The organism is Kosakonia sp. SOY2 (assembly GCF_027109175.1).
Classification (GTDB): domain Bacteria; phylum Pseudomonadota; class Gammaproteobacteria; order Enterobacterales; family Enterobacteriaceae; genus Kosakonia.
Genome location: NZ_JAPVXH010000003.1, coordinates 36694 through 60370, shown reverse-complemented (window position 1 = coordinate 60370; position 23677 = coordinate 36694). Strand labels below are relative to the sequence as shown.

Annotated in this window: 22 protein-coding genes and 1 tRNA gene; 14 read left to right on the top strand and 9 right to left on the bottom strand. The window is 54.2% G+C overall.

Translation table 11 applies throughout. The features are described 5' to 3' along the window. The first annotated feature begins 147 nt into the window (after nt 1-147). The 8 genes from gmk to O3S68_RS17145 all read left to right on the top strand — a co-directional run bounded on the left by gmk (nt 148) and on the right by O3S68_RS17145 (nt 10044). Complete coding sequence (gene gmk / locus O3S68_RS17180) at nt 148-771, top strand: guanylate kinase (protein ID WP_020455761.1); 624 nt, start codon at nt 148-150, stop codon at nt 769-771. A 54-nt stretch (nt 772-825) separates the two neighbouring features. Beyond that, nucleotides 826-1101, top strand: a complete 276-nt coding sequence (rpoZ, locus tag O3S68_RS17175) for a DNA-directed RNA polymerase subunit omega (RefSeq protein WP_007369481.1) — start codon at nt 826-828, stop codon at nt 1099-1101. A gap of 18 nt (nt 1102-1119) precedes the next feature. Further along, nucleotides 1120-3237, top strand: coding sequence for a bifunctional GTP diphosphokinase/guanosine-3',5'-bis pyrophosphate 3'-pyrophosphohydrolase (gene spoT / locus O3S68_RS17170; RefSeq protein ID WP_097408061.1), 2118 nt, complete (start codon nt 1120-1122; stop codon nt 3235-3237). 4 nt (nt 3238-3241) lie between these two features. Further along, nucleotides 3242-3931 (top strand): tRNA (guanosine(18)-2'-O)-methyltransferase TrmH, encoded by a 690-nt coding sequence (gene trmH / locus O3S68_RS17165; RefSeq protein WP_269232062.1) that lies wholly within the window; start codon nt 3242-3244, stop codon nt 3929-3931. Between the two features lie 3 nt (nt 3932-3934). After that, entirely contained in the window at nt 3935-6016 is a 2082-nt protein-coding gene (gene recG / locus O3S68_RS17160; RefSeq protein WP_160268375.1) for an ATP-dependent DNA helicase RecG, read from the top strand. Between the two features lie 124 nt (nt 6017-6140). Next, nucleotides 6141-7526 carry a nucleobase:cation symporter-2 family protein gene (locus O3S68_RS17155; RefSeq protein WP_020455765.1) on the top strand — a complete coding sequence of 462 codons (1386 nt, stop codon included), beginning with the start codon at nt 6141-6143 and terminating at the stop codon, nt 7524-7526. A 121-nt stretch (nt 7527-7647) separates the two neighbouring features. Continuing rightward, nucleotides 7648-9384 (top strand): AsmA family protein, encoded by a 1737-nt coding sequence (locus O3S68_RS17150; protein WP_269232061.1) that lies wholly within the window; start codon nt 7648-7650, stop codon nt 9382-9384. Between the two features lie 565 nt (nt 9385-9949). Beyond that, nucleotides 9950-10044: transfer RNA gene (locus O3S68_RS17145), tRNA-Sec, on the top strand. A 15-nt stretch (nt 10045-10059) separates the two neighbouring features. Here the strand turns inward: O3S68_RS17145 and O3S68_RS17140 are convergent. Together O3S68_RS17140 and O3S68_RS17135 are read right to left on the bottom strand one after the other, a co-directional pair. Then, a complete protein-coding gene (locus O3S68_RS17140; RefSeq protein ID WP_269232060.1) occupies nt 10060-10635 on the bottom strand; it encodes a hypothetical protein in 576 nt (191 codons plus the stop codon). Between the two features lie 295 nt (nt 10636-10930). Then, complete coding sequence (locus O3S68_RS17135; protein ID WP_020455768.1) at nt 10931-11122, bottom strand: toxin-antitoxin system HicB family antitoxin; 192 nt, start codon at nt 11120-11122, stop codon at nt 10931-10933. A gap of 133 nt (nt 11123-11255) precedes the next feature. Between O3S68_RS17135 and O3S68_RS17130 the strand changes: the two genes are divergently transcribed. Both O3S68_RS17130 and O3S68_RS17125 read left to right on the top strand, forming a co-directional pair. Beyond that, a complete protein-coding gene (locus tag O3S68_RS17130; RefSeq protein WP_020455769.1) occupies nt 11256-11564 on the top strand; it encodes a SymE family type I addiction module toxin in 309 nt (102 codons plus the stop codon). 240 nt (nt 11565-11804) lie between these two features. Next, complete coding sequence (locus O3S68_RS17125) at nt 11805-12086, top strand: hypothetical protein (protein ID WP_065369673.1); 282 nt, start codon at nt 11805-11807, stop codon at nt 12084-12086. A 48-nt stretch (nt 12087-12134) separates the two neighbouring features. On the opposite strand, the gene O3S68_RS17120 is transcribed toward O3S68_RS17125, so the two are convergent. Together O3S68_RS17120 and O3S68_RS17115 are read right to left on the bottom strand one after the other, a co-directional pair. Then, the gene (locus tag O3S68_RS17120; RefSeq protein WP_269232059.1) at nt 12135-13238 is read right to left on the bottom strand and encodes an alkene reductase; all 1104 of its coding nucleotides are present in this window, start codon (nt 13236-13238) and stop codon (nt 12135-12137) included. A gap of 108 nt (nt 13239-13346) precedes the next feature. Beyond that, nucleotides 13347-14027: a helix-turn-helix transcriptional regulator gene (locus O3S68_RS17115; RefSeq protein ID WP_269232058.1), complete on the bottom strand. Its 681-nt coding sequence runs from the start codon at nt 14025-14027 to the stop codon at nt 13347-13349. A gap of 882 nt (nt 14028-14909) precedes the next feature. Between O3S68_RS17115 and O3S68_RS17110 the strand changes: the two genes are divergently transcribed. Further along, entirely contained in the window at nt 14910-15968 is a 1059-nt protein-coding gene (locus O3S68_RS17110; protein WP_269232057.1) for an AbrB family transcriptional regulator, read from the top strand. Nucleotides 15969-16042: 74 nt separating this feature from the next. Here O3S68_RS17110 and O3S68_RS17105 read toward each other — a convergent pair whose 3' ends face one another. Both O3S68_RS17105 and O3S68_RS17100 read right to left on the bottom strand, forming a co-directional pair. Continuing rightward, on the bottom strand, nt 16043-16924 hold the full coding sequence (locus O3S68_RS17105; RefSeq protein ID WP_269232056.1) for a dihydrodipicolinate synthase family protein: 882 nt from the start codon (nt 16922-16924) through the stop codon (nt 16043-16045). Nucleotides 16925-16934: 10 nt separating this feature from the next. After that, the gene (locus O3S68_RS17100) at nt 16935-17627 is read right to left on the bottom strand and encodes a B3/B4 domain-containing protein (RefSeq protein WP_269232055.1); all 693 of its coding nucleotides are present in this window, start codon (nt 17625-17627) and stop codon (nt 16935-16937) included. A gap of 45 nt (nt 17628-17672) precedes the next feature. On the opposite strand from O3S68_RS17100, the gene O3S68_RS17095 reads away from it, so the two are divergent. From O3S68_RS17095 to O3S68_RS17085, 3 genes are all read left to right on the top strand, one after another. Continuing rightward, the gene (locus O3S68_RS17095; protein ID WP_269232054.1) at nt 17673-18275 is read left to right on the top strand and encodes a helix-turn-helix transcriptional regulator; all 603 of its coding nucleotides are present in this window, start codon (nt 17673-17675) and stop codon (nt 18273-18275) included. A gap of 110 nt (nt 18276-18385) precedes the next feature. Continuing rightward, nucleotides 18386-19549: a multidrug effflux MFS transporter gene (locus O3S68_RS17090; RefSeq protein ID WP_269232053.1), complete on the top strand. Its 1164-nt coding sequence runs from the start codon at nt 18386-18388 to the stop codon at nt 19547-19549. Nucleotides 19550-19772: 223 nt separating this feature from the next. Further along, on the top strand, nt 19773-20168 hold the full coding sequence (locus tag O3S68_RS17085; protein ID WP_086872338.1) for a (R)-mandelonitrile lyase: 396 nt from the start codon (nt 19773-19775) through the stop codon (nt 20166-20168). 102 nt (nt 20169-20270) lie between these two features. Here O3S68_RS17085 and O3S68_RS17080 read toward each other — a convergent pair whose 3' ends face one another. The 3 genes from O3S68_RS17080 to O3S68_RS17070 form a co-directional block, all read right to left on the bottom strand. Continuing rightward, entirely contained in the window at nt 20271-21164 is an 894-nt protein-coding gene (locus O3S68_RS17080; protein WP_020455779.1) for a WYL domain-containing protein, read from the bottom strand. Nucleotides 21165-21647: 483 nt separating this feature from the next. Further along, entirely contained in the window at nt 21648-22601 is a 954-nt protein-coding gene (locus O3S68_RS17075) for an aldo/keto reductase (RefSeq protein ID WP_269232052.1), read from the bottom strand. A gap of 79 nt (nt 22602-22680) precedes the next feature. Continuing rightward, on the bottom strand, nt 22681-23616 hold the full coding sequence (locus O3S68_RS17070; RefSeq protein ID WP_269232051.1) for a LysR family transcriptional regulator: 936 nt from the start codon (nt 23614-23616) through the stop codon (nt 22681-22683). Nucleotides 23617-23677: the final 61 nt, after the last annotated feature.

Sequence of the window (23677 nt, the reverse complement as noted above, 5' to 3'; positions counted from 1 at the left end):
AAAATTTGCAAATAAAACAGGAAAGCAGGCCGCAAAATGTCAAACTCAGCGGGAAAAAGTGTGACAAAGGCTACGTCACATAGCGGCAATGTGTATAATAGGCACGTATGTAAGTTTCCTTTCGCAATTCACATACAAAAGACTCTCATGGCTCAAGGCACGCTCTATATTGTTTCCGCCCCTAGCGGCGCGGGTAAATCAAGCCTCATTCAGGCTTTGCTAAAAACCCAACCGTTATACGATACGCAGGTTTCTGTTTCGCACACCACGCGCGCTCCGCGTCCGGGTGAAGTGCACGGTGAACACTATTTCTTTGTTAATCATGATGAATTTAAATCCATGATTGGCGAGGATGCGTTTCTTGAGCATGCCGAAGTCTTCGGTAACTATTACGGCACCTCGCGCGCAGCCATTGAGCAAGTGCTGGCAACCGGCGTAGATGTGTTTCTTGATATCGACTGGCAGGGTGCGCAGCAAATTCGCGCCCGAATGCCGCAGGCGCGCAGCATCTTTATTCTGCCGCCGTCGAAGCTGGAGCTCGATCGCCGCTTGCGCGGGCGCGGCCAGGATAGCGAAGAGGTCATTGCGAAACGTATGGCGCAGGCAGTTGCGGAAATGAGCCATTACGCGGAATATGATTATCTGATTGTGAATGATGATTTCGATACCGCGTTGGGCGATCTGAAAACCATTATTCGCGCCGAACGTCTGCGCATGAGCCGCCAAAAGCAGCGACATGACGCTTTAATCAGCAAACTATTGGCAGACTGAGCCTGGTTTCAGTATCATGCCCAGTCATTTCTTCACCTGTGGAGCATTTTAAGTATGGCACGCGTAACTGTTCAGGACGCTGTAGAGAAAGTTGGTAACCGTTTTGACCTGGTGCTGGTCGCCGCGCGTCGCGCTCGTCAGATGCAGGTTGGCGGTAAAGATCCGTTAGTCCCGGAAGAAAACGATAAAACCACCGTTATCGCGCTGCGCGAAATCGAAGAAGGTCTGATCAACAACCAGATCCTCGACGTCCGTGAGCGCCAGGAACAGCAAGAGCAGGAAGCCGCAGAACTGCAGGCCGTAACCGCCATTGCTGAAGGTCGTCGTTAATTAACCTGCAGGTCACCCTTGTATCTGTTTGAAAGCCTGAATCAGCTGATTCAACACTATCTGCCTGAAGATCAAATCAAACGTCTCAGGCAGGCGTATCTCGTTGCACGTGACGCTCACGAGGGCCAGACACGTTCAAGCGGTGAACCTTATATCACGCACCCGGTAGCGGTTGCCTGCATTCTGGCCGAGATGAAACTCGACCACGAAACGCTAATGGCTGCACTATTGCACGACGTGATTGAAGATACCCCAGCCACCTACCAGGATATGGAACAGCTGTTTGGCAAAAGCGTTGCCGAGCTGGTGGAAGGGGTGTCGAAGCTTGATAAGCTCAAGTTTCAGGATAAGAAAGAAGCGCAGGCCGAAAACTTTCGCAAAATGATTATGGCGATGGTGCAGGATATCCGCGTCATTCTTATCAAGCTCGCCGACCGCACCCACAATATGCGCACGCTGGGCTCTCTTCGCCCGGACAAACGTCGTCGCATCGCCCGTGAAACCCTCGAAATCTATAGCCCGCTGGCGCACCGTTTAGGTATTCATCACATCAAAACCGAGCTTGAAGAGCTGGGCTTTGAAGCGCTATACCCGAACCGCTATCGCGTGATCAAAGAAGTGGTCAAAGCCGCGCGCGGCAACCGCAAAGAGATGATTCAAAAAATCCTCTCGGAAATCGAAGGGCGTTTACAGGAAGCGGGCATTCCCTGCCGCGTTAGCGGTCGCGAAAAGCACCTGTACTCTATTTACTGCAAAATGGTGCTGAAAGAGCAGCGTTTCCACTCGATTATGGATATCTACGCCTTTCGCGTAATTGTTCACGATCTGGATACTTGCTATCGCGTTCTGGGCCAGATGCATAGTTTATACAAGCCACGCCCTGGTCGCGTGAAAGACTATATCGCCATCCCCAAGGCGAACGGCTATCAATCTCTGCACACCTCAATGATTGGCCCGCACGGCGTACCGGTCGAGGTGCAAATCCGTACCGAAGATATGGATCAGATGGCAGAGATGGGGGTTGCCGCGCACTGGGCATATAAAGAGCATGGCGAAAGCAGTACCACCGCGCAAATCCGCGCTCAGCGCTGGATGCAAAGCCTGCTGGAGCTGCAGCAGAGCGCCGGTAGTTCGTTTGAATTTATCGAGAGCGTTAAATCTGATCTCTTCCCCGATGAGATTTATGTTTTCACTCCGGAAGGCCGCATTGTCGAGCTGCCCGCTGGCGCCACACCGGTGGATTTCGCCTACGCGGTACACACGGATATCGGCCATGCCTGCGTTGGCGCGCGCGTCGACCGCCAGCCGTATCCGCTGTCGCAGTCGCTTTCCAGCGGCCAGACGGTAGAAATTATCACCGCACCGGGCGCGCGCCCGAATGCCGCATGGCTGAACTTTGTCGTCAGCTCGAAAGCACGCGCCAAAATCCGCCAGATGTTGAAAAACCTCAAGCGTGACGACTCGGTGAGCCTCGGCCGCCGTCTGCTGAATCACGCGCTGGGCGGAAGCCGTAAACTGGCCGAAATCCCGCAGGAACATGTGCAGCGCGAACTGGATCGCATGAAGCTCGCGTCGCTCGACGATTTGCTGGCAGAAATTGGTCTTGGCAACGCCATGAGCGTTGTGGTTGCCAAAAACCTGCAGCAAGGGGAAGCCGTACAGAGCACGCCAACACCGGCTGGCGCAAACGGCGGTCATCTGCCGATTAAAGGCGCAGACGGCGTGCTGATCACCTTTGCCAAATGCTGTCGCCCCATTCCTGGCGACCCGATTGTCGCGCACGTCAGCCCCGGCAAAGGGCTGGTTATTCACCATGAGTCCTGCCGCAACATTCGTGGCTACCAGAAAGAGCCAGAGAAATTCATGGCTGTCGAGTGGGATAAAGAGACCGCGCAGGAATTTATCACCGAGATCAAGGTGGATATGTTCAACCATCAGGGCGCGCTGGCGAATCTGACGGCAGCGATTAATACGGCCTCTTCGAACATTCAAAGCCTGAATACCGAAGAAAAAGATGGCCGCGTCTACAGCGCGTTTATCCGTCTGACGGCGCGCGATCGCGTCCATCTGGCGAATATCATGCGCAAAATCCGCGTGATGCCGGATGTGATTAAAGTCACCCGCAACCGAAACTAACTTTATGAATTCTCAGCGTTATGCGCGTATCCGCGAGATGCTCGCCAGGCGTCAGCCGGACCTGACGGTCTGCATGGAGCAGGTTCACAAACCTCATAACGTCTCCGCCATTATCCGTACTGCGGACGCCGTCGGCGTGCATGAAGTTCATGCCGTCTGGCCAGGCAACCGCATGCGCACCATGGCCTCCTCTGCTGCGGGCAGCAACAGTTGGGTTGAAGTGAAAACCCACCGTACCATTGGTGATGCTGTCGGCGTGCTGAAAGCGCGCGGCATGAAGATCCTCGCGACCCACTTATCTGATAACGCCGTTGATTTCCGCGAGATCGATTACACCCGCCCGACCTGCATTCTGATGGGCCAGGAGAAAACCGGGATCACTCAGGAAGCGCTGGATCTGGCGGATCGGGACATTATCATCCCGATGATCGGCATGGTGCAGTCGCTGAATGTTTCCGTGGCGTCTGCCTTGATCCTTTACGAAGCACAGCGCCAGCGGCAAAACGCCGGTATGTATGAGCGTGAAAACAGCATGTTGCCGGATGAAGTTCAGCAACGCCTGCTGTTTGAGGGGGGCTACCCGGTGCTGGCGAGAGTCGCGAAACGCAAGGGCCTGCCATATCCCCACGTAAATACGGAAGGCCAAATCGAAGCCGACCAGACGTGGTGGGCAACCATGCAGGCGGCGGGATAACCGATGAAAGGTAAGCTGCTCGATGCGGTGCCATTAAGTTCGCTGACCGGTGTCGGCGCGGCGCAGAGCAGCAAGCTGGCGAAAATCGGCCTGCATACCGTTCAGGATCTTCTGCTTCACCTCCCGCTGCGCTACGAAGATCGCACCCAGCTTTACCCGATTGCAGATCTGCTGCCGGGCGTTTACGCCACGGTGGAGGGCGAGGTGCTGAACTGTAATATCACCTTCGGCGGTCGCCGGATGATGACCTGCCAGATTAGCGACGGCACGGGCATTCTCACCATGCGCTTTTTCAACTTCAACGCGGCGATGAAAAACAGCCTCGCCACTGGCCGCCGTGTGCTGGCCTATGGGGAAGCGAAACGCGGGAAGTATGGCGCGGAAATGATCCATCCCGAATACCGTGTACAGGGCGATCTCAGCACCCCGGAATTGCAGGAAACCCTGACACCGGTTTACCCCACCACCGAAGGTATCAAACAAGCGACACTGCGCAAGCTCACCGACCAGGCGCTGGAACTACTGGCGACGTGCGCCATCAGCGAGCTGCTGCCGCCGGAGCTGGCGCAAGGCATGATGAGCCTGCCAGAGGCGCTGCATACGCTGCATCGCCCGCCGCCGTCACTGCAATTAAGCGATCTGGAAAGCGGGCAGCACCCGGCGCAGCGCCGTTTGATCCTTGAAGAATTACTGGCGCACAACCTCAGTATGCTGGCGTTGCGTGCCGGCGCGCAGCGTTATCATGCGCAACCACTCAGCGCCAAAGATGAACTGAAAAACCGCCTGCTGGCGTCGCTACCGTTTAAACCAACCGGCGCACAAGCGCGCGTGGTCGCGGAGATCGAGCGCGATATGGCGCTGGATATGCCGATGATGCGCCTGGTGCAGGGCGATGTGGGCTCCGGTAAAACGCTGGTTGCCGCGCTGGCAGCGCTGCGGGCGATAGCCAATGGCAAACAAGTGGCGATGATGGCACCCACCGAACTGCTGGCAGAGCAGCACGCTAACAATTTCCGCAACTGGTTTGCGCCGCTCGGCGTGGAAGTGGGCTGGCTGGCGGGCAAGCAAAAAGGCAAAGCGCGCCAGGCACAGCAAGAGGCAATCGCCAGCGGTCAGGTGCAAATGGTGGTGGGCACCCATGCCATTTTCCAGGAACAAGTGCAGTTTAACGGTCTTGCGCTGGTAATTATCGACGAACAACACCGCTTTGGCGTTCATCAGCGGCTGGCGCTGTGGGAAAAAGGCCAGCAGCAGGGTTTTCACCCGCACCAGTTGATCATGACGGCAACACCGATCCCACGCACGCTGGCGATGACCGCCTACGCCGATCTCGACACCTCGGTGATCGACGAACTGCCGCCGGGCCGTACGCCGGTCACTACCGTCGCTATCCCCGATACGCGCCGCAACGAGATTATCGATCGCGTACGCAGCGCCTGTACCGGCGAAGGCCGCCAGGCCTACTGGGTTTGTACATTGATCGAAGAGTCCGACCTGCTGGAAGCACAGGCGGCGGAGGCGACCTGGGAAGAGCTGAAACTGGCGTTGCCGGAGCTGAATGTTGGCCTGGTGCATGGCCGCATGAAACCGGCAGAAAAACAGGCGGTAATGCAGGCATTCAAACAGGGCGAGCTGCATTTGCTGGTCGCTACTACGGTGATTGAAGTGGGCGTGGATGTGCCAAATTCCAGCCTGATGATTATCGAAAACCCGGAGCGGCTCGGACTTGCGCAACTCCACCAGCTACGTGGCCGCGTTGGGCGCGGTGCGGTGGCCTCCCACTGCGTACTGCTCTACAAATCCCCATTATCAAAAACCGCGCAAAAACGCCTGCAAGTGCTCCGCGACAGTAATGATGGCTTTGTGATTGCGCAAAAAGATCTGGAAATTCGCGGCCCCGGCGAACTGCTTGGTACCCGCCAGACCGGCAACGCGGAATTTAAAGTTGCCGACCTGCTGCGCGATCAGGCGATGATCCCGGAAGTACAGCGCGTAGCCCGCCATATTCATGAGCGTTATCCGCAGCTTGCCGAAGCGCTGATCGACCGCTGGATGCCGGAAACAGAACGCTACTCCAACGCCTGAGTTTTAGAACCTTATCCCGCAAAACGAACACCCCTTAGAAAAGTATGTTTTTAGCATAGCAACCGTTTGCTTTTACCAAACAGTCCGATAAAATCAGCGCTTTTCCATCAGGGGATTGCTTGAGATGTCCGTAAACACCATCGAGTCAGAAAGTGCGCAACCGGTTGCGCAGACTCAACCCAGCGAACTGATCTACCGCCTTGAAGATCGCCCGCCGCTGCCGCAGACCCTGTTTGCCGCGCTCCAGCACCTGCTGGCGATGTTTGTTGGCGTTATCACGCCCGCGCTGCTTATCTGCCAGGCGTTGGGTTTACCGGCTCAGGACACTCAGCACATTATCAGCATGTCGCTGTTCGCCTCTGGCGTCGCCTCTATTATCCAGATCAAAGCCTGGGGACCTGTTGGCTCCGGATTGCTCTCGATTCAGGGCACCAGCTTTAACTTTGTTGCGCCACTGATCATGGGTGGTACCGCGCTGAAAACCGGCGGTGCGGATGTGCCCACGATGATGGCTGCGCTGTTCGGCACCCTGATGCTGGCCAGCTGCACCGAAATGGTCGTTTCCCGCATCCTGCCGTTTGCGCGTCGCATTATTACCCCGCTGGTTTCCGGCGTGGTGGTCATGATTATCGGCCTGTCGCTGATTCAGGTGGGTCTGACATCCGTAGGCGGCGGTTTTGCCGCGATGAGCAACCACACCTTTGGCGCGCCGAAAAACCTGCTGCTGGCAGGCGTGGTGCTGGGACTGATTATTCTGCTTAACCGTCAGCGCAACCCCTATTTACGTATCGCGTCGCTGGTGATCGCCATGGCCGTTGGCTATGTGCTGGCGATGTTTATGGGCATGCTGCCGGCATATAGCGCACCGGCAACGTCCTTTATGGTGCCGACGCCGCTTTACTACGGTCTGAGCATTGACTGGACCCTGCTGCTGCCGCTAATGCTGGTATTTATGATCACCTCGCTTGAAACCATCGGTGATATCACCGCCACTTCTGACGTTTCCGAGCAGCCCGTCGCTGGCCCGCTGTATATGAAACGCCTGAAAGGTGGCGTACTGGCAAATGGTCTCAACTCGTTTGTTTCCGCTGTTTTCAACACTTTCCCGAACTCCTGCTTCGGCCAGAACAATGGCGTTATTCAACTGACCGGTGTTGCCAGCCGCTATATCGGTTTCTTCATTGCGGTGATGCTGATGGTGCTCGGCCTGTTCCCGGCGGTCAGCGCTTTTGTACAGCAACTGCCTGAGCCGGTACTGGGCGGTGCAACGCTGGTGATGTTCGGTACGATTGCCGCATCCGGTGTGCGCATTGTTTCCCGCGAGCCGTTGAACCGCCGCGCGATCCTGATTATCGCGCTGTCGCTGGCCGTTGGCCTCGGTGTTTCTCAGCAGCCGCAAATCCTGCAATTTGCCCCGGACTGGCTGAAAAACCTGCTCTCTTCCGGTATCGCCGCAGGCGGGATCACCGCGATTGTACTGAATCTGATTTTTCCACCAGAGAAAAACTGATAAACCCGGCGGCAACGGGGCGAAAACCGTTGCCGCCGTAACGCCCTTTCATCATTCCGCCCTTGAGCATTGCGCATAAATCGTGCATAACTGCCAGACTGGCAACTGGGGATGGAAGATCATGAAATTTCTTGGAAAGCTGCTCCTTGTCGTTGTTATCGCCCTGCTTGTGGCGGTCATCGCCTGCTATTTCCTGCTGCAAACCCGCTGGGGCGCAACGCAGGTCAGCAAGTGGGTAAACGACAACAGTGACTATCACCTCACTTTCGAAGCAATGGATCACCGCTTCTCCTCCCCTTCCCATGTGTTGCTGAAAGGCGTGAATTTTGGCCGTAAAGGCAAACCGGCTACGCTGGTCGCCAAAACGGTGGATATCGGGCTGAGCAGCCGACAAATTACCGACCCTCTGCATGTCGATACCATTTTGTTGCAGGACGGCACGCTGAACCTCTCCCCGGCGGCCGCACCGCTGCCGTTCCAGGCCGACCGTCTGCAATTAAACAATATGGCGTTTAACAGCCCGACCACCGGCTGGGATCTCAGCGCCCAGCGTGTCACCGGCGGTGTTGCGCCGTGGCAGCCCGTCGCGGGAAGTGTACTGGGCAGCAAAGCGCAAATTCAGATGAGCGCCGGTTCGCTGACGTTAAACGGCGTTCCCGCCAGTAATGTGCTCATTCAGGGCAGTATCGATAAAGATGTCGTCACGCTGACCACCATTGGTGCGGATATGGCGCGTGGCTCTCTGACCGGGGATGCGCAGCGCGCCGACGATGGCAGCTGGGTGGTGAATAATTTGCGGCTGAATGATATCCGCCTGCAAAGCGACAAGTCGTTGCTCGATTTCTTTACTCCCTTGACGACATTGCCGTCGCTGCAAATTGGCCGCGTTGAAGTGACCGATGCCCGTTTGCAAGGGCCTGGCTGGGCGGTCACCGATCTCGATTTGAGTTTGCGCAACCTGACGCTGATGAATGGCGACTGGAAAAGCGAGGACGGCAGGCTGTCGATGAACGCCAGCGAGTTTATTTACGGCTCGCTGCATCTGTTCGACCCGATCCTCAATGCTAACTTCTCACCGCAGGGCATTGCGCTGCAACAGTTCACCTCGCGCTGGGAAAACGGCATGGTGCGCACGTCCGGCAACTGGTATCGCGCAGGTCACGCGCTGGTGCTGGACGACACCGCCTTTGCCGGGTTGGAATATACGCTGCCGGAAAACTGGAAGCAGCTATGGATGGATGATTTGCCCGCGTGGCTGAACACCGTGACGCTGAAAAAATTCAGCGCCAGCCGCAATCTGGTGATTGATATCGATCCGGCTTTCCCGTGGCAGATAACGGCGCTGGATGGTTACGGCGATAACCTGCAACTGGTGCGCGAGCGCAAATGGGGCGTATGGGGCGGAACGGCGAAGCTGAACGCCGCTGCCGCAACGTTTAATCGCGTTGACGTGCGCCGCCCGTCGCTGGCGCTGAACGCCAACAGCAATGTCGTCACCATCAGCGAGCTAAGCGCCTTTACCGGGCAAGGGTTGCTGGAAGCCAAAGCGGTGGTTGCGCAAACGCCGGATCGTAGCGTGAACCTCAACCTGAACGGTCGCGGCGTGCCGGTGAATGTATTGCAGCAGTGGGGCTGGCCGGCGCTGCCCATCAGCGGCGACGGTAATCTCCAGCTCACCGCCAGCGGCAGCGTGCGCGCCGATGCGCCGCTTAAACCGTCGGTGAACGCCGAACTTTCTGCCATTAACGTGCAGAAACAGCAAATCAAACAGAGCATGCATGGCGGTGTGGTATCCGGCGGCGTTGTTGCGCCTCCGGCGGAATCCACACCGACCTCCGCCCCTCAGCCCGCTCCTTAAATACCCCATATTTCCCTCTGCCGCACGGGAGAGGGGCTATACAAAGCACACACTCATCACTTAGCGCGTTGCGGTTTGCTCACCGCAACGTTTCTCTGCTGAGCCTCCGGGCTTCCTGCCCATCCGCGATTGGCGCGGTATTGTTCAGGTAATGCCGATTGGCTTCGGCCTGCAGGAATGGTATTTGCCTCGCGCTTCTCCCGTAAAACGATATGGTCGTTAGCATCGCTTATCCCGCAGTCCACCTTTTTTTACGATAAAAATCTGACTGTCCACTTTTGTTTCCTTTCCGGCGGAAAAGCGGACAGAAAGCATTTTCAGATGTCGTTAAGCGACGGAATTTAAGCCAGATTTGGCGAAATTGAGCGAGCCGATGAGCCTTATTCTTTTCTGCGATCGCGATTATCTGAGAAGGGGGGAATTGCTAAGCCTTGGAAAAGATGAGGATTTATCTTAAACAATCGTTTGCGGGGGAAGCACAATGAGAAAATTTATGACGGAGGTATGTGGTAAATGCCTGAAAGTAGCTATAATGCGCCCCGCCTCCATGTAGCAATGCAGGCGCGGAAGATCGTCATCTCCGGTGAGGTGGCTGGACTTCAAATCCAGTTGGGGCCGCCAGCGGTCCCGGGCAGGTTCGACTCCTGTGATCTTCCGCCAAAAGTTAGAGATGAATTATAAATACGGCGTTTGCCTGTTGAGCGAAACGATTTCGCCATCTATGAAAGTAAAAATACTGAGATCTTCAAAAGAATCGAAAATTTCTGATAAGCATCCCCCCACCGGACCGATATTAGTTTCAATATAATCATCACATCGCAATATCTGTTCCTTCCTGACAGTTATATGATTAATATTATCAATATAAATACCTATGACCTTAGGGTTCATAACGACACATTCGTTATACGGATCTGAAAAAGCATATATTTCTTCTAAAACTTCCTGAGAAGGGGCGGTTGTAAATGAATTTATTTCCCCATTATTAATTGAAGTTCCAGCATCTGTTGCACACATTCCATATATATTAGATGAAGCAGGATCAATTATTACACCAACGCTACCGGGTAGACTCATCGTATGGCCAGGCCAGACAATGCAACAAGATAATGGATTTGAACTGGGCGAATCGATCACTGTTTTAAGGTCATCAGGAAATTGAGGATTTCTTGACATAGTTGCGTGATTTGAAAAGTGAACAATTAACGCTTTTTTTGTCTTTAGCGCTTCAATAAATTCTTTACTATCCATGACACATCCTCAATATACATTAATATAGTGATTATATTGAAAAAACCGAATCACTATATCACACATAATTTCAGTCGACACGTAGCAATAAAAATAGCCATTAAAAACACTATATTTTCTAAATTAGATATCAAAACATCTAACGCAATTAAAGCAATTGATTTTCTACTACCTTGCCGACCAGGAAATAATAATTTCTCTCTTAATATGAAGAGAGACCTGCTCAAAAAGTAGTATGAACTGCCCTCAATGATAGAATGGAAGCAAAAATAATGATATGAGGATATCGAAGGTATTATCCCTTCGGCTCTATCCCCTTAGCCCGTAAAGCCTCCCTCGCCAGTTCCTTTAACCAACTGGCGAGGCTTACCCCTTCTTCTGCCGCCACGGCATCAAGCTGTTCTTTCAAGGCCGGATCGATGCGCATTTTAAACTGCGGTGACTGGCCGCCACCTTTCGGTTTTTTCTCGCGAGATATGGTTGACATGGGGCCACCTATTTAACTATTCTCACCTTATAGGAGGCCACCTAAAAGGAATCCTTCCTATCTAAACAACGCTCCGAAAGTGCAGCAACACAACCGGAGCGTCTAACCATCCCCAACTATCAAGGAGTTGATAATGGCTGATCCGCATTCTACCTCAGACTTCACCATCGCCGGAACCGAGCACAACGTAATTGTGCGATATCGCCCGAATCAGGGTGACGCGAGCACGCCGAGCATCACGCTTTCCGGCAAGTGGTTACGCGATGCCGGGTTTAATACCGGGCAACACATTCTGGTGAAAGTGATGCAGGGCTGCATCGTGCTGGTGAAATACAGTGATAAAGAGGAGTGGCTGGCGACGGCGCTGGATAAAACGCGCAAGCAGCTCAGGGAAGTGAAGGACGTCATGAAAAAGGCGTATCTGCAATCACGGCCAGACTAAATCCTGTCGATTTGCAGCATGCCAAATACAGCCTGCCCACGGGCTGTATTTGCCGGGGCGGAAGGAAATAAAAAGACCAACCAGTAAGTTGTCTTACGATGGGAAGAACGCGGTAAAAAGCAGCTGCATCGGTTAAATATTGCCCGCAAAACAACGCGTAAAAAGTCGTTCGTTCCCCTCTCTGCAACGCCATTATTAAGGAGTAAGATAAGCGCCTCGACATTCCACAGACAACAACCGATGAAGCGTTTCCTTTTTATTCTCTCCACCGCCTTTATTTTCAACACCAGCTTTGCTGCCGCCCCGTTGCCGAAAGACGTTCAGGATTTTCGCAACCTTGCTGAAGAGTGTGAGCATTTCGCCGGCGAGCAGGATTCAGACCTTGACGAGCAGCGTCAGAAAGAGCTGGATGCCAGCCTGCAAGCCACCTGCGGCAAAGCCGTGGTGCAGCTTAAAACGCTGCGGGAAAAATACAAGAATGACGCGGCATTAATGAAAGTTATTAATGCCTATGATTTCTGACGGCGGTTTGCAGCACGTAAAAACGGGGGCATTTGCCCCCGTTCGTTATTACGCTTTCAGCAGCGAATAATCCAGGTAGCCTTCTGCGCCGCCGCCAAAGAATTTCTCCCTGATCGGTTCGTTCAGCGGCAGGTTATGTTGCAGGCGGTACGGCAAATCCGGGTTGGCGATAAACGGTCGGCCAAAACCAATTAAGTCTGCCCAGCCTTTCGCCAGCGCCTCTTCGGCGCGTTCCGGCGTGTATTTGCCAGAGTAAATCAGCGTGCCGTGGAAAATAATGCGCAGCGCTTCTTTAAACGCAGCCGACATAACCGGCGCGTCGTCCCAGTCCGCTTCGGCGATGTGAATGTATGCAATGCCAATCGCATTCAGTACGCTCGCCGCCGCGAGATAAGTGGCTTCCGGCGTATCGTCACGAGACCCCATCAGCGTGGTAAGCGGCGCCAGGCGAATACCGACACGCTCTTTACCAATCGCCGCCGAAACGGCTTCCACCACCTCTTTCATAAAGCGCAGGCGGTTTTGCAGCGAACCGCCATATTCGTCGTCGCGCAGGTTAGACTGCGAATCAATAAACTGGTTAATCAGATAGCCGTTCGCGCCATGTAATTCGATGCCATCAAAACCGGCGGCAATCGCATTACGCGCGGCCTGGGCGTAATCGTTGACGATAGCGGGAATTTCATCCACTGACAGCGCACGCGGCATGGAGTGCTGCACCATATCACCCACGCCGTTTTCCGGCCCGCGCCCTTCCACATCGACAAACACTTTTACGCCTTCGGCCTGAATCGCCGACGAAGAAACCGGCGCCGCGTTACCGGGCTGCAAAACGGTATGGGAAACGCGCCCCACGTGCCATAACTGAGCAAAGATTTTGCCGCCAGCCTGATGCACGGCATCGGTCACTTTTTTCCAGCCAATGATCTGCGCATCGCTGTAAATACCGGGGGTCCAGGCGTAGCCCTGACCCTGCTGGCTGATTTGTGTGCCTTCGCTGATAATCAGCCCGGCACTGGCGCGCTGCGCGTAGTAATCCGCCATCATATCGGTTGCCACATCACCCGTTCCGGCGCGGGAGCGGGTCATCGGTGGCATAACGATACGGTTAGTCAATGCGAGCGCATTCAGGGCGTATTTATCGAATAGCATGGTGGCTTATCCTTTCTTGATTCGGTCAGTGTGGTTGCGGTTAACAACCCGATGCGAAGCAGGATAAGCGCAAAGAAATTTTCAATATACGGCAATAAAAGCAATTCACTATTGCTCATTAATCAATAAAGGACACATGTCTGTTCTCATCGCTGGTATCCGCCATGAATTATCAGCACAGAGATGCAGAGCAACAGGATCAGGAGTCGGTTTATTCCCGCGCCTAATCATCTTTAATTCGTTGGTATCCATCCGGGGCAAAAAAGTTGCATCCGGCATAATCTTTCCATCCATACAGCAGAAACAATCGTTCCAGTTGTTATAGATATGAATGAGATCCGCCATGCTGTTTAGACCCAATTTACGCAGAATGGCATTTTTGTAATTGCTGACAATTTTCTTATCAAGTCCCAGCGCTTTTGCAATCGTATCGCTGGACTGATAATTCAGAAAACGTACCATAATTTTATATTCTGTCGCACTAATATGGATTTCGCGAAAAGAATAAATATCCTCATGACCCTTGAGGAAATTAAGTATTTTTCTGATCTCGTGACGAAGCAATGATACTGAAGAATTTTTATCAATCGCAATAAAACGCGTACAGATAAAAGAGTTAAATCCTTGTTCATCACCTAAAATATATAACAGAGAGTTCATACTAAAAAATAATATCTTGCCATCTCCCCGATCAAATGCAACTAACGTATGCGTTGCATGAGGATTAATGGCTTTTAATAGCTTATCCATGCCCATGACAAAATAGCTATCCTGAGAGATGATATACATAACCAACCTCCAGACCATGTAACTTGTCAGCGACAGCGATTGTACGCTCACTTATATTCCCGTGGTTCATATATCTAAAGATACGTTATAAAAAGACCCCTTTTATATTCAATAATATTTGCACTAATAATTAACTACAGACATTAATTAAAGCACACGCTACCGCCATGGGTCTTTACCCACAGAGAGCAAACGCCCAAGTCTGAGTTATAGCCAATTAGTCCATAAATAAAGCAATAAAATCCATGAATCAAGCATGATGACAAGAATAAAAGGTTACGTTCAGGAAGAATAAAATCTTTCTAAACAATCACCTAAAAGTATTATTTTTTGCGCTTTAAAAAATTTACGTAAAAACAGCCCCATGAAATATAAAAAAAACCAAGTAAATCAAATGACTACTTGTGAAATATTTCTATGGCAGAGAATAATAAAAAATTAGCTACTCAGGATGGATAACGCAAGGCTGTTTGTAACAGTTTAGGAATTTTCATAAAAATGCGCAATAGCAGTAAAGTCTATACCTTTAAATTAATATTTAAACGTATCGGTATTTTGGTAAAATATAATATATTCTCATAATCGATAAATATCAGCCTGCTAAAAAAGGCACATTTAGCAGTACTTTAAAAAGTGTCTGAATTTCCGTTTTGTCTGGTAATCATTTTAGACTGTATATCGACGCAGCGTGGCTGAAAATCATAAATTCACTGGTAGTAACCATAAATAAAAAATGGTTTTTGTACTGACATGTTTGCAGGGTTGATAAAGAACCCTTACATTCAAAGACCGTACCTTGCTTTTCAACATGTTATTTTCGGGAAGCGTTATGCCGTTGATTGATCTTACCGCCGCTGCTGTGGCGTGCAGGGAGTGCCGCTGATGGCGACTCACGCGCCCTGGTTTCGCAACTGGTTACAGCTTATCGTCCTTTCATTGCTCTTCGTTGCTCTGATGGAACTGATCCATCTGCCCGCCGCGCTTCTGCTGGGCCCGATGTTTTCCGGCATTCTTCTCGCCATCTTTAACCGGCCCGTTACCGTCAGTAAAAAATGCTTCGCCGCCGCGCAAGCGGTGGTCGGTGCGATGATTGCGCATGCGATCCCGCCATCCGTGTTTGGCCGCATCGCCGCCGACTGGCCACTGTTTATTAGCTGTATTTTCTCCGTTATTTTCGCCAGCGCCATTCTTGGCTGGATCATGGCGAAATTGCAGGTTTTCCCGGGTTCAACAGCGATTTGGGGATCGTCGCCAGGCGCGGCGGCGGCCATGACGATTATGGCCGAGAGCTTTGGCGCGGATGTCCGCCTGGTGGCGTTTATGCAGTATCTGCGGGTGATGATCGTGGCGCTGGTCGCGGTGCTGGTGACACGCATGTGGATGGGGACACAGGGCGCGGATCACGCAGTCGCCGCCTTTACCCTGTTTGCCCCGGTGCGCTGGCTGCCGTTTGCCGCAACATTACTGGTGATTGCGGTTGGTTATCTGATTGCCCGCTGCGTCAAAATTCCCTCCGGGCCAATGTTGATAACGTTAGCGCTGGGGATAATGGTTGAAGATAGCGGTTTGCTGACGCTTGAGTTACCGCCGTGGTTGCTGGCGCTCTCTTACGCGCTGATTGGCTGGAGTATCGGTTTGCGTTTTACGCGAGAGATTGTCTGCTATGCCGCCCGCGCGCTGCCGCGTGTGCTGCTGTCGGTGCTGACGCTTGTCGCGGTGTGCTGCGGTTTTGCCTGGTTACTGGTGCAGTTCGCGGGGATCGATCCGCTCACCGCCTACCTCGCCACCAGCCCCGGCGGGGCGGATACGGTGGCGATTATCGCCTCGTCAAGCCAGGTGGATATCTCGTTTGTGATGGCGATGCAGACCGGGCGGTTTATCCTGGTGCTGATAACCGGCCCGGCGATTTCCCGCTTTGTGGCGAAACGGCTGGGGGCGTAATCTCCAGGTTAACCAATGGGATATACAAAATACCCCATGCAACAAACCAAAAAGTAACGTTCAAAGAGTAATCATCAGGCTAACCGTAGTTGCTCGATCACTTCCGCCACCTCGCGGCGTGCATCGCCGGTGAGCGTCCGCAATGGTGCAGGCAAACACGATGCACCCGCTAAGCCCAGCAGTTCTGCCGCGGTAGCCATCACCCGCAAGCTGCCGCCATAGCGTTTAAAGAGATCCCACAAGGGTTGCAGCGCATCAGAGTTCGCACGCGCCTGCGTTAAATCACCGGCCTGCGCCGCGCGGGAAATGGCCAGCGCCGCTTGCGGGAACAGGCCGCCCAGCACCGAATACCAGACACCGCATCCGGCGCTAAGACCGTCAACCGCGACGGCATCACCGCTGATACCCAACGTAATGCTCTGCGGAATTTGCGGGCGCAGGCGCGCAGCCCGCTCGGGTGCGGAAATCGGGGGGATTTTGATTGAGCCAATGTTGGGCAACTGCGCAATACGAAGCAGCAGCTCGTCGCTAAAGGTGAAATGGGTGGTGCCGGGATTATCGTACACGCAGAGCGGCACGGAGAGTTCGCGCGTGACGGCGGCAAACAGGCTGAACACTTCCTCTTCGGTTAACGCGTGGTAGGAGACCGGTGCCAGCAGCACGGCGCTAACGCCCGCTTTCTGCGCGTCTTCCGCCAGCCACAGCACATCGCGCGTGCGCAACGCGCCAATCCCGGCAATCACCGGAATCGCGCCGGAGTGTTCCGTCGCCAGGCGCAGCGCATTGGCCCGCTCCGTACGGCTGAAATAGGGGTAGCACCCCGTCGAACCCAGTGCGCCAATCGAATCGACTCCGGCGACACGCAGCCGTTCAATCAGCTTCACATAAGCCGCTTCATCCAGCCGTTCGTCGCGCAGCGGCGACAGCGGAAATGCGCTCAATCCTGTGAAATCCATTCTTCCCCCTTCAGAGATCAAACCCGAGCCTGGTTTTTTCAACACGACAGCCCGGCATCATACGTTGCAATCCGGCGATCAGTTCGTCGCCTGCCTCACATAATGCGTCCAGCGGCATTTCCGGCAGGCTTTCGAGGATAAACCACATCTGGCTGTCGGCAGCGCTCAGGCGGGTGCGCACGCCCTGCCGCCAGTTCCAGCGGCGGCACGTTACGCCCGTGTCATCGCGCCAGATAACTTCCCCCGGCTCCGGTGACTCGTGCGCCAGCTCGCCCTCTTTCATCACGTCGAACAGCTCCGTACCGTCCGCAAGCGTCAGACGCGGCGCGCCGTGATAAGCCGCAATGTTCTCGCCACCGACCGGAATAGCGTAGCGCAGGCTGATGGCATTATAGAGATCCACCACCGGGTCAATTGCAGGTACCACGCCGTCGCGCTGCACGCGTTTTCGCAGCGCCAGCGCCGAACAGGGCGTGCGTTTTGGCTTCGCGCCAAAGCGCTTAAAGACCTCATCCCATGCCGTCAGATGCGCCTCCGCCCAGATCGGGCCGCCCGCCTCGACAAATTCACACGCACTTGCCAGTGCCGCTTCGCCCACTTGCGGGTTCAGTAGCGGCGCGGCATCAACATAAACGCTAAGCGCGCGAAAACTAGGAGCGATGACGGCAAGACGAGCATCGATTGACGGCTGAACGGAAAGCATCGGATAATCCTTTTTAGTGACCATTTTATTTCAAAGTATCGACCTATGACCAAAAAAGTCAATAAAACGACCGATTCCGGCGCCGATGTTCATCGCGTCAGTGAAGCGGTGGCAACGCGTATTAAAGCGTTTCGTAAGCAACAAAAACTTTCGCTGGATGAGCTTTCACGCCGCGCGGGTGTCAGCAAAGGCATGCTGGTTGAGATCGAAAAATGTCTCGCTAACCCGAGCATCGCCCTGCTGTGTAAAATCGCCGCCGCGATGGGCATTTCCGTGGCGGATATTGTCGATGTCGCCAGTAAACCGACCGCGCACCTGATAGCAAAAGATGAGATCCCCACATTGTGGCAGGGTGAAAATGGCGGCACTGCGCGGTTGCTGGCAGGCACCAGCGGGCCGGATATGCTGGAGATGTGGCGCTGGGAGATGTTCCCCGGCGAACGGTTCGCCTCGCCAGGCCACCCTTCCGGTACCGTTGAGCTTCTGCATGTTGAGCGCGGCACGCTGCACATTCAGGTTGGGCAAACGGCGCTTATTATTGGCGAAGGTTGTTCCGCCGTGGCGCAAACCGACACCGCACACCACTATGCTAATGAAAGCAGCCAGCCCGTTATTTTCACCATGACGGTCAGCGAGCGCCATTCATGAATCTGGCTCATAACGTCATTATGATTTAATGGCGTTATCATTTGTGCCGCACTGATTAAGATACCGTTCCGCCTTTGCCGGCGTTCCCTTCATGACTTAATCAGGATCTTATGAACAACAAGCTCCACGGGCCGCTATTTCTCGCGATCCTCAGCGCGCTGATGGCCTTTACCTCCCTGTCGACGGACATTTACCTACCCGCGATGCCCCAGATGGCGAAAGCGCTCCGGGGTGATATCGAACTGACCATCACCGGTTTTTTGGTCGGCTTCGCACTGGCGCAGCTGGTTTGGGGTCCGGTCAGTGACGCGATCGGCCGCCGCACGCCGCTGTTTATTGGCATGTTGTTGTTTGTCATCGGTTCTGCCGGCTGCGCGCTCGCCACAGAAATCCATCAGATGGTGTTCTGGCGCGTGTTTCAGGCTTTCGGTGCCTGTACCGGCCCAATGCTGGCGCGGGCGATGATCCGCGATCTGTTTGCCCGCACCCGCGCGGCACAAATGCTCTCAACGTTAACCATCATCATGGCGATTGCGCCAATCGTTGGGCCGCTGGCAGGCGGGCAGATCATTCAAATCACCAGCTGGCATGCCATTTTTTGGTTGCTGGCGGGGATTGGCGCGCTGATGTTTCTTTCGCTCTATTTCCTGCCGGAAACCTTACCTGCTGAAAAGCGCACCAAAGCCTCGCTGTCTGGCGCGTTTCGTAACTACTTCGCGCTGCTGCGTAACCGCGCGTTTATGCGTTACACGCTGTGTGTGACTTTTTTCTACGTCTCTGCCTATGCCTTTATTACCGGTTCGCCATTCGTTTACATCCGCTATTACGGTATTGATCCGCAATATTACGGCTGGCTGTTTGCCATCAATATTGTCGGCTTAATGGGGGTGAGCTTTCTGAACCGGCGGCTGGTACAACGCCATCCGCTGGATAAATTACTGAAAATTGCCGTTACCATTGCCGCGCTGGCAATGGTGACTCTGGCGCTGGCGGTGAAGTTGCAGTTCGGCGGTATTGCTGCGGTGATCATTCCGGTGTTCCTGTTCTTCTCGATGAACGGCATCATCGCCGCCACCTCAACCGCCGCCGCGCTCGACGCTGTTCCCTCTATCGCCGGTTCCGCCTCGGCGTTGATTGGCTCGCTGCAATATGGCAGCGGTATTATCTCGTCGCTGCTGCTGACGTGGTTTCGCGACGGAACGCCGTGGACGATGGCGTGGATCATGGCGCTGTTTACCCTTGCCAGCGCCGTCATGGCGCTGCGCCGCCATTGATGAGCGTTACTCATAGGCTCATGCCGATTTATTCCAATAGTGCCGGTAGTCGGTGAGGATTATCATCGCCCGGTCACTTTTCCTGGCGGAGCGGATATGGCACAGAAAACCTTGCTGATTACCGGTGTCAGTCGCGGTTTTGGTGGCACGGGCGCTGTCTGCCTGCAACGGTTTCTCACCTGCCAGCTACGCTTTAAAACGTATTCAAACACGGGAGAGCAGCATGAAAATCATCCGCAGTGCATCGGTTCCCTCTGCGCAAGGGCCGCAGGACTATTTCACCGGCCGCGTACGTATCGACGCGCCATTTAAAGCCGATGAACCCGCACGCGTTGGCGGTGCGACGGTGACGTTTGAGCCCGGCGCTCGTACCGCGTGGCACACCCATCCGCTGGGCCAAACGCTGATTATTACCCACGGTAAAGGGTGGATTCAGTGCGAAGGCGAAGCCGTCCAGGAGATGAACCAGGGCGATATCGTCTGGATCCCGGAAAATGTGAAGCACTGGCACGGCGCAACAGCCACAAACGCAATGACCCATATCGCCATTGCCGAATCACTCAATGGCAGCCCGGTTACCTGGCTTGAGCATGTTACCGACGAGCAGTATCACGGTTGAGCACCTGAACAACCGCCGCTTAGTGGCGTATTCGCGGCGTGGCCCGTGATTACTGGCCCAACATCGTAAGGTGCCAGCCAGTAAGAGCGATAAACGCGGACGCTATCTCTGCGCCACGCCGTGGGCGTAGCGCAGGTGCAGATCCTGCTCGAACTGTTCGCGCAGCGACGCCGGAGAAAGAATGCCAATATCCGGCAGCCAGTAGCGCAACCAGCGAAACAGCGTGTGCGGATCGGTGATGGCGGTGGCAAGCGTCAAGCTGCCGTCATCATGCTGTTCAACAATGCGTTGTGCCGGAAACAGCGCCCGACGGGTGACATATTCGGCGGCGTGGGCTGAAACGCGCAGCAGTGCTTCAACCCTTGAACCAAAGCGAATGCCGACGCTGTTTTCCAGCTCCGCCAGCACCTCGGCGTGGGGTTCAAAATTAAGCGTCGTGCTTTTCAGGTTTTCGATTCGCGCCACTTCAAACGCTTTCAGCCGCCCGTTTTCCACCGCCGCCAGATACCAGAGGCCGTACTGGTTAATCAGCCGATAGGGCTGTGCGCACCGGGGTTTATCGCGATAGAGATATTCCACTTCGCAATGGCCGGTAATCGCGTGATTAAGCTGATTAAGCAGATCTTCGATTTGCCGGTTCTCCCGGCTACTCGGCGCGTGAAAGGTAATATTGCCGCGGTGCTGCATACTGTTGCGCAGTGACTGACCGTCATTACGCGGAAAAAGGTGCGCTACGCCGGTAAAATCGGCGAACTCCGCCAAATGGCCGTTATGTAAGGCAGGAAGAAGATGGACACTGAGTTTATACCGCCCCGGCGAAACCTGATCGAGAATATGCCCTAGCCGAGCCAGATCGCGATAAGCCGTACGTTCAGTAATACCGAATTTTTCGCACAACCACGCCTTATCGATGATCTTTCCCTGATACAACGCCGCGAAGATCTCGCACAGCCGCTCAATCAACGGGTCGTGTTTTCTGTCGTGACTTTCCTTCATTGTGACGGGTTCCGGAATACAAAGTCTCAGAAGACGTTAACGGTTACGGCCTGACCTTCGCGCCACGGCCCTGTTATTCAGGTAAAACCTTGTTTTTTCATAGTGGTTAACGGCAGGAACGCGAAAAACTAAAATGAAATTTCTGCCCAAAGCGCAACAATTACACAATGCCATGATTTCGCTCAGGGAAAGATAAATGATCGCCCTGACAGGGCGTGTCACTCAGGTGTTTTTTGGGCGTTACCGCTGCGTTCATGGCGCAGGTATCCGCGTGATCGACGCCGGTTCGATGAGAAACATGAGGGTTCAGGGCTAAGATCCGGCGTTTGCAAAAACGCAACACCTTCGTGCCGCTCGCGCCGCCAGTAAGCGGTTTGCTTTGCGTTGTTTTTTAAAAAGTATGCGAGTCTGGGATGGCGCGCGGTTATCGCGCAACTGCGCAAGGTTATACAGCCCGGCAGCAGGCGCCGCCGGGCAATGGGATCAGGCACCCGCTTTATTCAGCGCGGCGACTTCATCAGTAGAGAGGTTTAACGACACGGCGGTGACAAAGCTGTCGATATGCGCCAGTTTGGTGGCACTGGCAATCGGCGCGGTAACACCCGGTTGCTGAATCAGCCACGCCAGCGCCACTTCGGCGGGTTTCACGTTATGGCTGGCCGCCACGCTTTCCAGCGCCTCAACAATGGCGAAACCACGCGGGTTCAGATATTTGGCAATGCCCTGGCCGCGCTGGCTTTGGCTCAAATCTTTTTCGCTGCGGTATTTACCGGACAAGAAACCGGACGCGAGGCTGTAATAAGTCACCACGCCAATGTTTTCCCGTATCGTTAAATCCTGCAATGCGCCTTCAAAGCTGGAACGGTCATAAAGATTGTATTCCGGCTGCAACACCTGGTAGCGCGGCAGGCCGTTGGCGTCTGCCACTTTTAGCGATTCGCTCAGTTGCTCAGCATTCAGGTTGGATGCGCCAATGGCGCGGATTTTCCCGGCTTTCAGCAGTTTTTCATACGCGCCGAGTGTTTCGTCATAGGCGGTTTCGCTGTCCGGCCAGTGAGAAAAGTAGAGATCGATATAGTCCGTTTGCAGACGGCGTAATGAATCTTCCACTGCCTGCGTGATCCAGCGCGCGGAAAGGCCTTTTTTACCCGCTTCGCCCATATCGGCGCCGACTTTGGTAAAGAGCGTGACTTTGTCGCGCGTGCCAGGATGCGCCGCCAGCCAGTTGCCAATTATGGTTTCCGATTCGCCGCCTTTATTGCCCGGTGCCCAGCGCGAGTAAACATCGGCGGTGTCGATAGCGGTAAAACCCCTTTCCAGCAGCGCATCCAGCAAGCTGAAGCTCTGCTTTTCATCGACCGTCCAGCCAAAAACGTTGCCGCCGAAAACCAGTGTCGGGATCTGTAACCCTGTTGTGCCCAGTGAACGTAAAGCCATGTGCTGATACCTCCGTAAGAGTGCGTAATATCCTGTGCAAAGAGGTTAATCCTGGCGCGCAGTAGCGTACATTTTTTGGTCATCCGTGCGGTTTAAAGGCCGGGTGAGTTTGCAGCAACGCGGTGATCGGCCGCAGATGTTCACGCAGCACGCTATGCAAATGGCGAATTGCCGGGGAAAACTGTTTGCGATGCGGGCAAATCAGGTTCAGCGGCGTGGGTTCGCCGGGATGCTGCGGCAACAATACTTCCAGCCGGCCTGCCAGCACATCGGCGCTGATATCGATCCACGATTTATAAATAATGCCCATACCTTCCAGCGCCCAACGCCGGGCAACATCGGCGTCGTCGCACAGCATCCGGCTTTTGACGATCAACTGGCGGCGCATGCCGTTTTCCGGAAAGCTCCATTTGTCATACACCTGGCTGTTCATGGTGAAGAGTAAACAGTGGTGATTAACCACGTCATCAAGGGTGTGCGGGCGTCCGTGCTGCGCCAGGTAAGCCGGTGACGCCGCCAGCACACGACGGTTATCTTCCGCCAGCGGCAAGGCGACATAACTGTTGTTATCCAGCACGCCGTAACGAATGGCGATATCGACCGGATCGCGAAAGACATCGCTGATTTGATCGGAAAGCGAAAGCCGCAGCGACACTTTGGGGTGCTGCTCGCAAAAGCGCGTAATCAGCGGTAGCAGCACATTGCGGCCAATATCGGAAGGCACCGCCACGCGCAGTTCACCCTGAATCTCTTTATCGCCGCTGTGCAAACTCTCCGCACCGGCGGCGACGACAGCCAGCATCTCCTGGGCGAAAGGGAGATATTTTTCCCCTTCGGCGGTAAGGCGCAAACTGCGTGTGGATCGTACAAACAGCCGTTTATCCAGATCGCGCTCCAGCCGGTGTACCGCCGCGCTCACCTGGCCTGGCAACAGCCCGGCTTCGCGCGCCGCGTTTGAAAAACTTCCCAGTAGCGCTGAACGGACGAACAGCGTGACATCTTCCAGCCGAATCATGGTTTCTCCGCAGGATTAATAACAGGCGAGTGGCTCCTCTGTTTTGCCAGAAAACATCGCC

Excerpts from the sequence above, each read along its gene's own strand:
- gmk (WP_020455761.1), top strand. The coding sequence starts at position 148 with ATGGCTCAAGGCACGCTCTATATTGTTTCCGCCCCTAGCGGCGCGGGT.
- rpoZ (WP_007369481.1), top strand. The coding sequence starts at position 826 with ATGGCACGCGTAACTGTTCAGGACGCTGTAGAGAAAGTTGGTAACCGT.
- trmH (WP_269232062.1), top strand. The coding sequence starts at position 3,242 with ATGAATTCTCAGCGTTATGCGCGTATCCGCGAGATGCTCGCCAGGCGT.
- recG (WP_160268375.1), top strand. The coding sequence starts at position 3,935 with ATGAAAGGTAAGCTGCTCGATGCGGTGCCATTAAGTTCGCTGACCGGT.
- O3S68_RS17155 (WP_020455765.1), top strand. The coding sequence starts at position 6,141 with ATGTCCGTAAACACCATCGAGTCAGAAAGTGCGCAACCGGTTGCGCAG.
- O3S68_RS17150 (WP_269232061.1), top strand. The coding sequence starts at position 7,648 with ATGAAATTTCTTGGAAAGCTGCTCCTTGTCGTTGTTATCGCCCTGCTT.
- O3S68_RS17140 (WP_269232060.1), bottom strand. The coding sequence starts at position 10,635 with ATGGATAGTAAAGAATTTATTGAAGCGCTAAAGACAAAAAAAGCGTTA.
- O3S68_RS17135 (WP_020455768.1), bottom strand. The coding sequence starts at position 11,122 with ATGTCAACCATATCTCGCGAGAAAAAACCGAAAGGTGGCGGCCAGTCA.
- O3S68_RS17130 (WP_020455769.1), top strand. The coding sequence starts at position 11,256 with ATGGCTGATCCGCATTCTACCTCAGACTTCACCATCGCCGGAACCGAG.
- O3S68_RS17125 (WP_065369673.1), top strand. The coding sequence starts at position 11,805 with ATGAAGCGTTTCCTTTTTATTCTCTCCACCGCCTTTATTTTCAACACC.
- O3S68_RS17120 (WP_269232059.1), bottom strand. The coding sequence starts at position 13,238 with ATGCTATTCGATAAATACGCCCTGAATGCGCTCGCATTGACTAACCGT.
- O3S68_RS17115 (WP_269232058.1), bottom strand. The coding sequence starts at position 14,027 with ATGTATATCATCTCTCAGGATAGCTATTTTGTCATGGGCATGGATAAG.
- O3S68_RS17110 (WP_269232057.1), top strand. The coding sequence starts at position 14,910 with ATGGCGACTCACGCGCCCTGGTTTCGCAACTGGTTACAGCTTATCGTC.
- O3S68_RS17105 (WP_269232056.1), bottom strand. The coding sequence starts at position 16,924 with ATGGATTTCACAGGATTGAGCGCATTTCCGCTGTCGCCGCTGCGCGAC.
- O3S68_RS17100 (WP_269232055.1), bottom strand. The coding sequence starts at position 17,627 with ATGCTTTCCGTTCAGCCGTCAATCGATGCTCGTCTTGCCGTCATCGCT.
- O3S68_RS17095 (WP_269232054.1), top strand. The coding sequence starts at position 17,673 with ATGACCAAAAAAGTCAATAAAACGACCGATTCCGGCGCCGATGTTCAT.
- O3S68_RS17090 (WP_269232053.1), top strand. The coding sequence starts at position 18,386 with ATGAACAACAAGCTCCACGGGCCGCTATTTCTCGCGATCCTCAGCGCG.
- O3S68_RS17085 (WP_086872338.1), top strand. The coding sequence starts at position 19,773 with ATGAAAATCATCCGCAGTGCATCGGTTCCCTCTGCGCAAGGGCCGCAG.
- O3S68_RS17080 (WP_020455779.1), bottom strand. The coding sequence starts at position 21,164 with ATGAAGGAAAGTCACGACAGAAAACACGACCCGTTGATTGAGCGGCTG.
- O3S68_RS17075 (WP_269232052.1), bottom strand. The coding sequence starts at position 22,601 with ATGGCTTTACGTTCACTGGGCACAACAGGGTTACAGATCCCGACACTG.
- O3S68_RS17070 (WP_269232051.1), bottom strand. The coding sequence starts at position 23,616 with ATGATTCGGCTGGAAGATGTCACGCTGTTCGTCCGTTCAGCGCTACTG.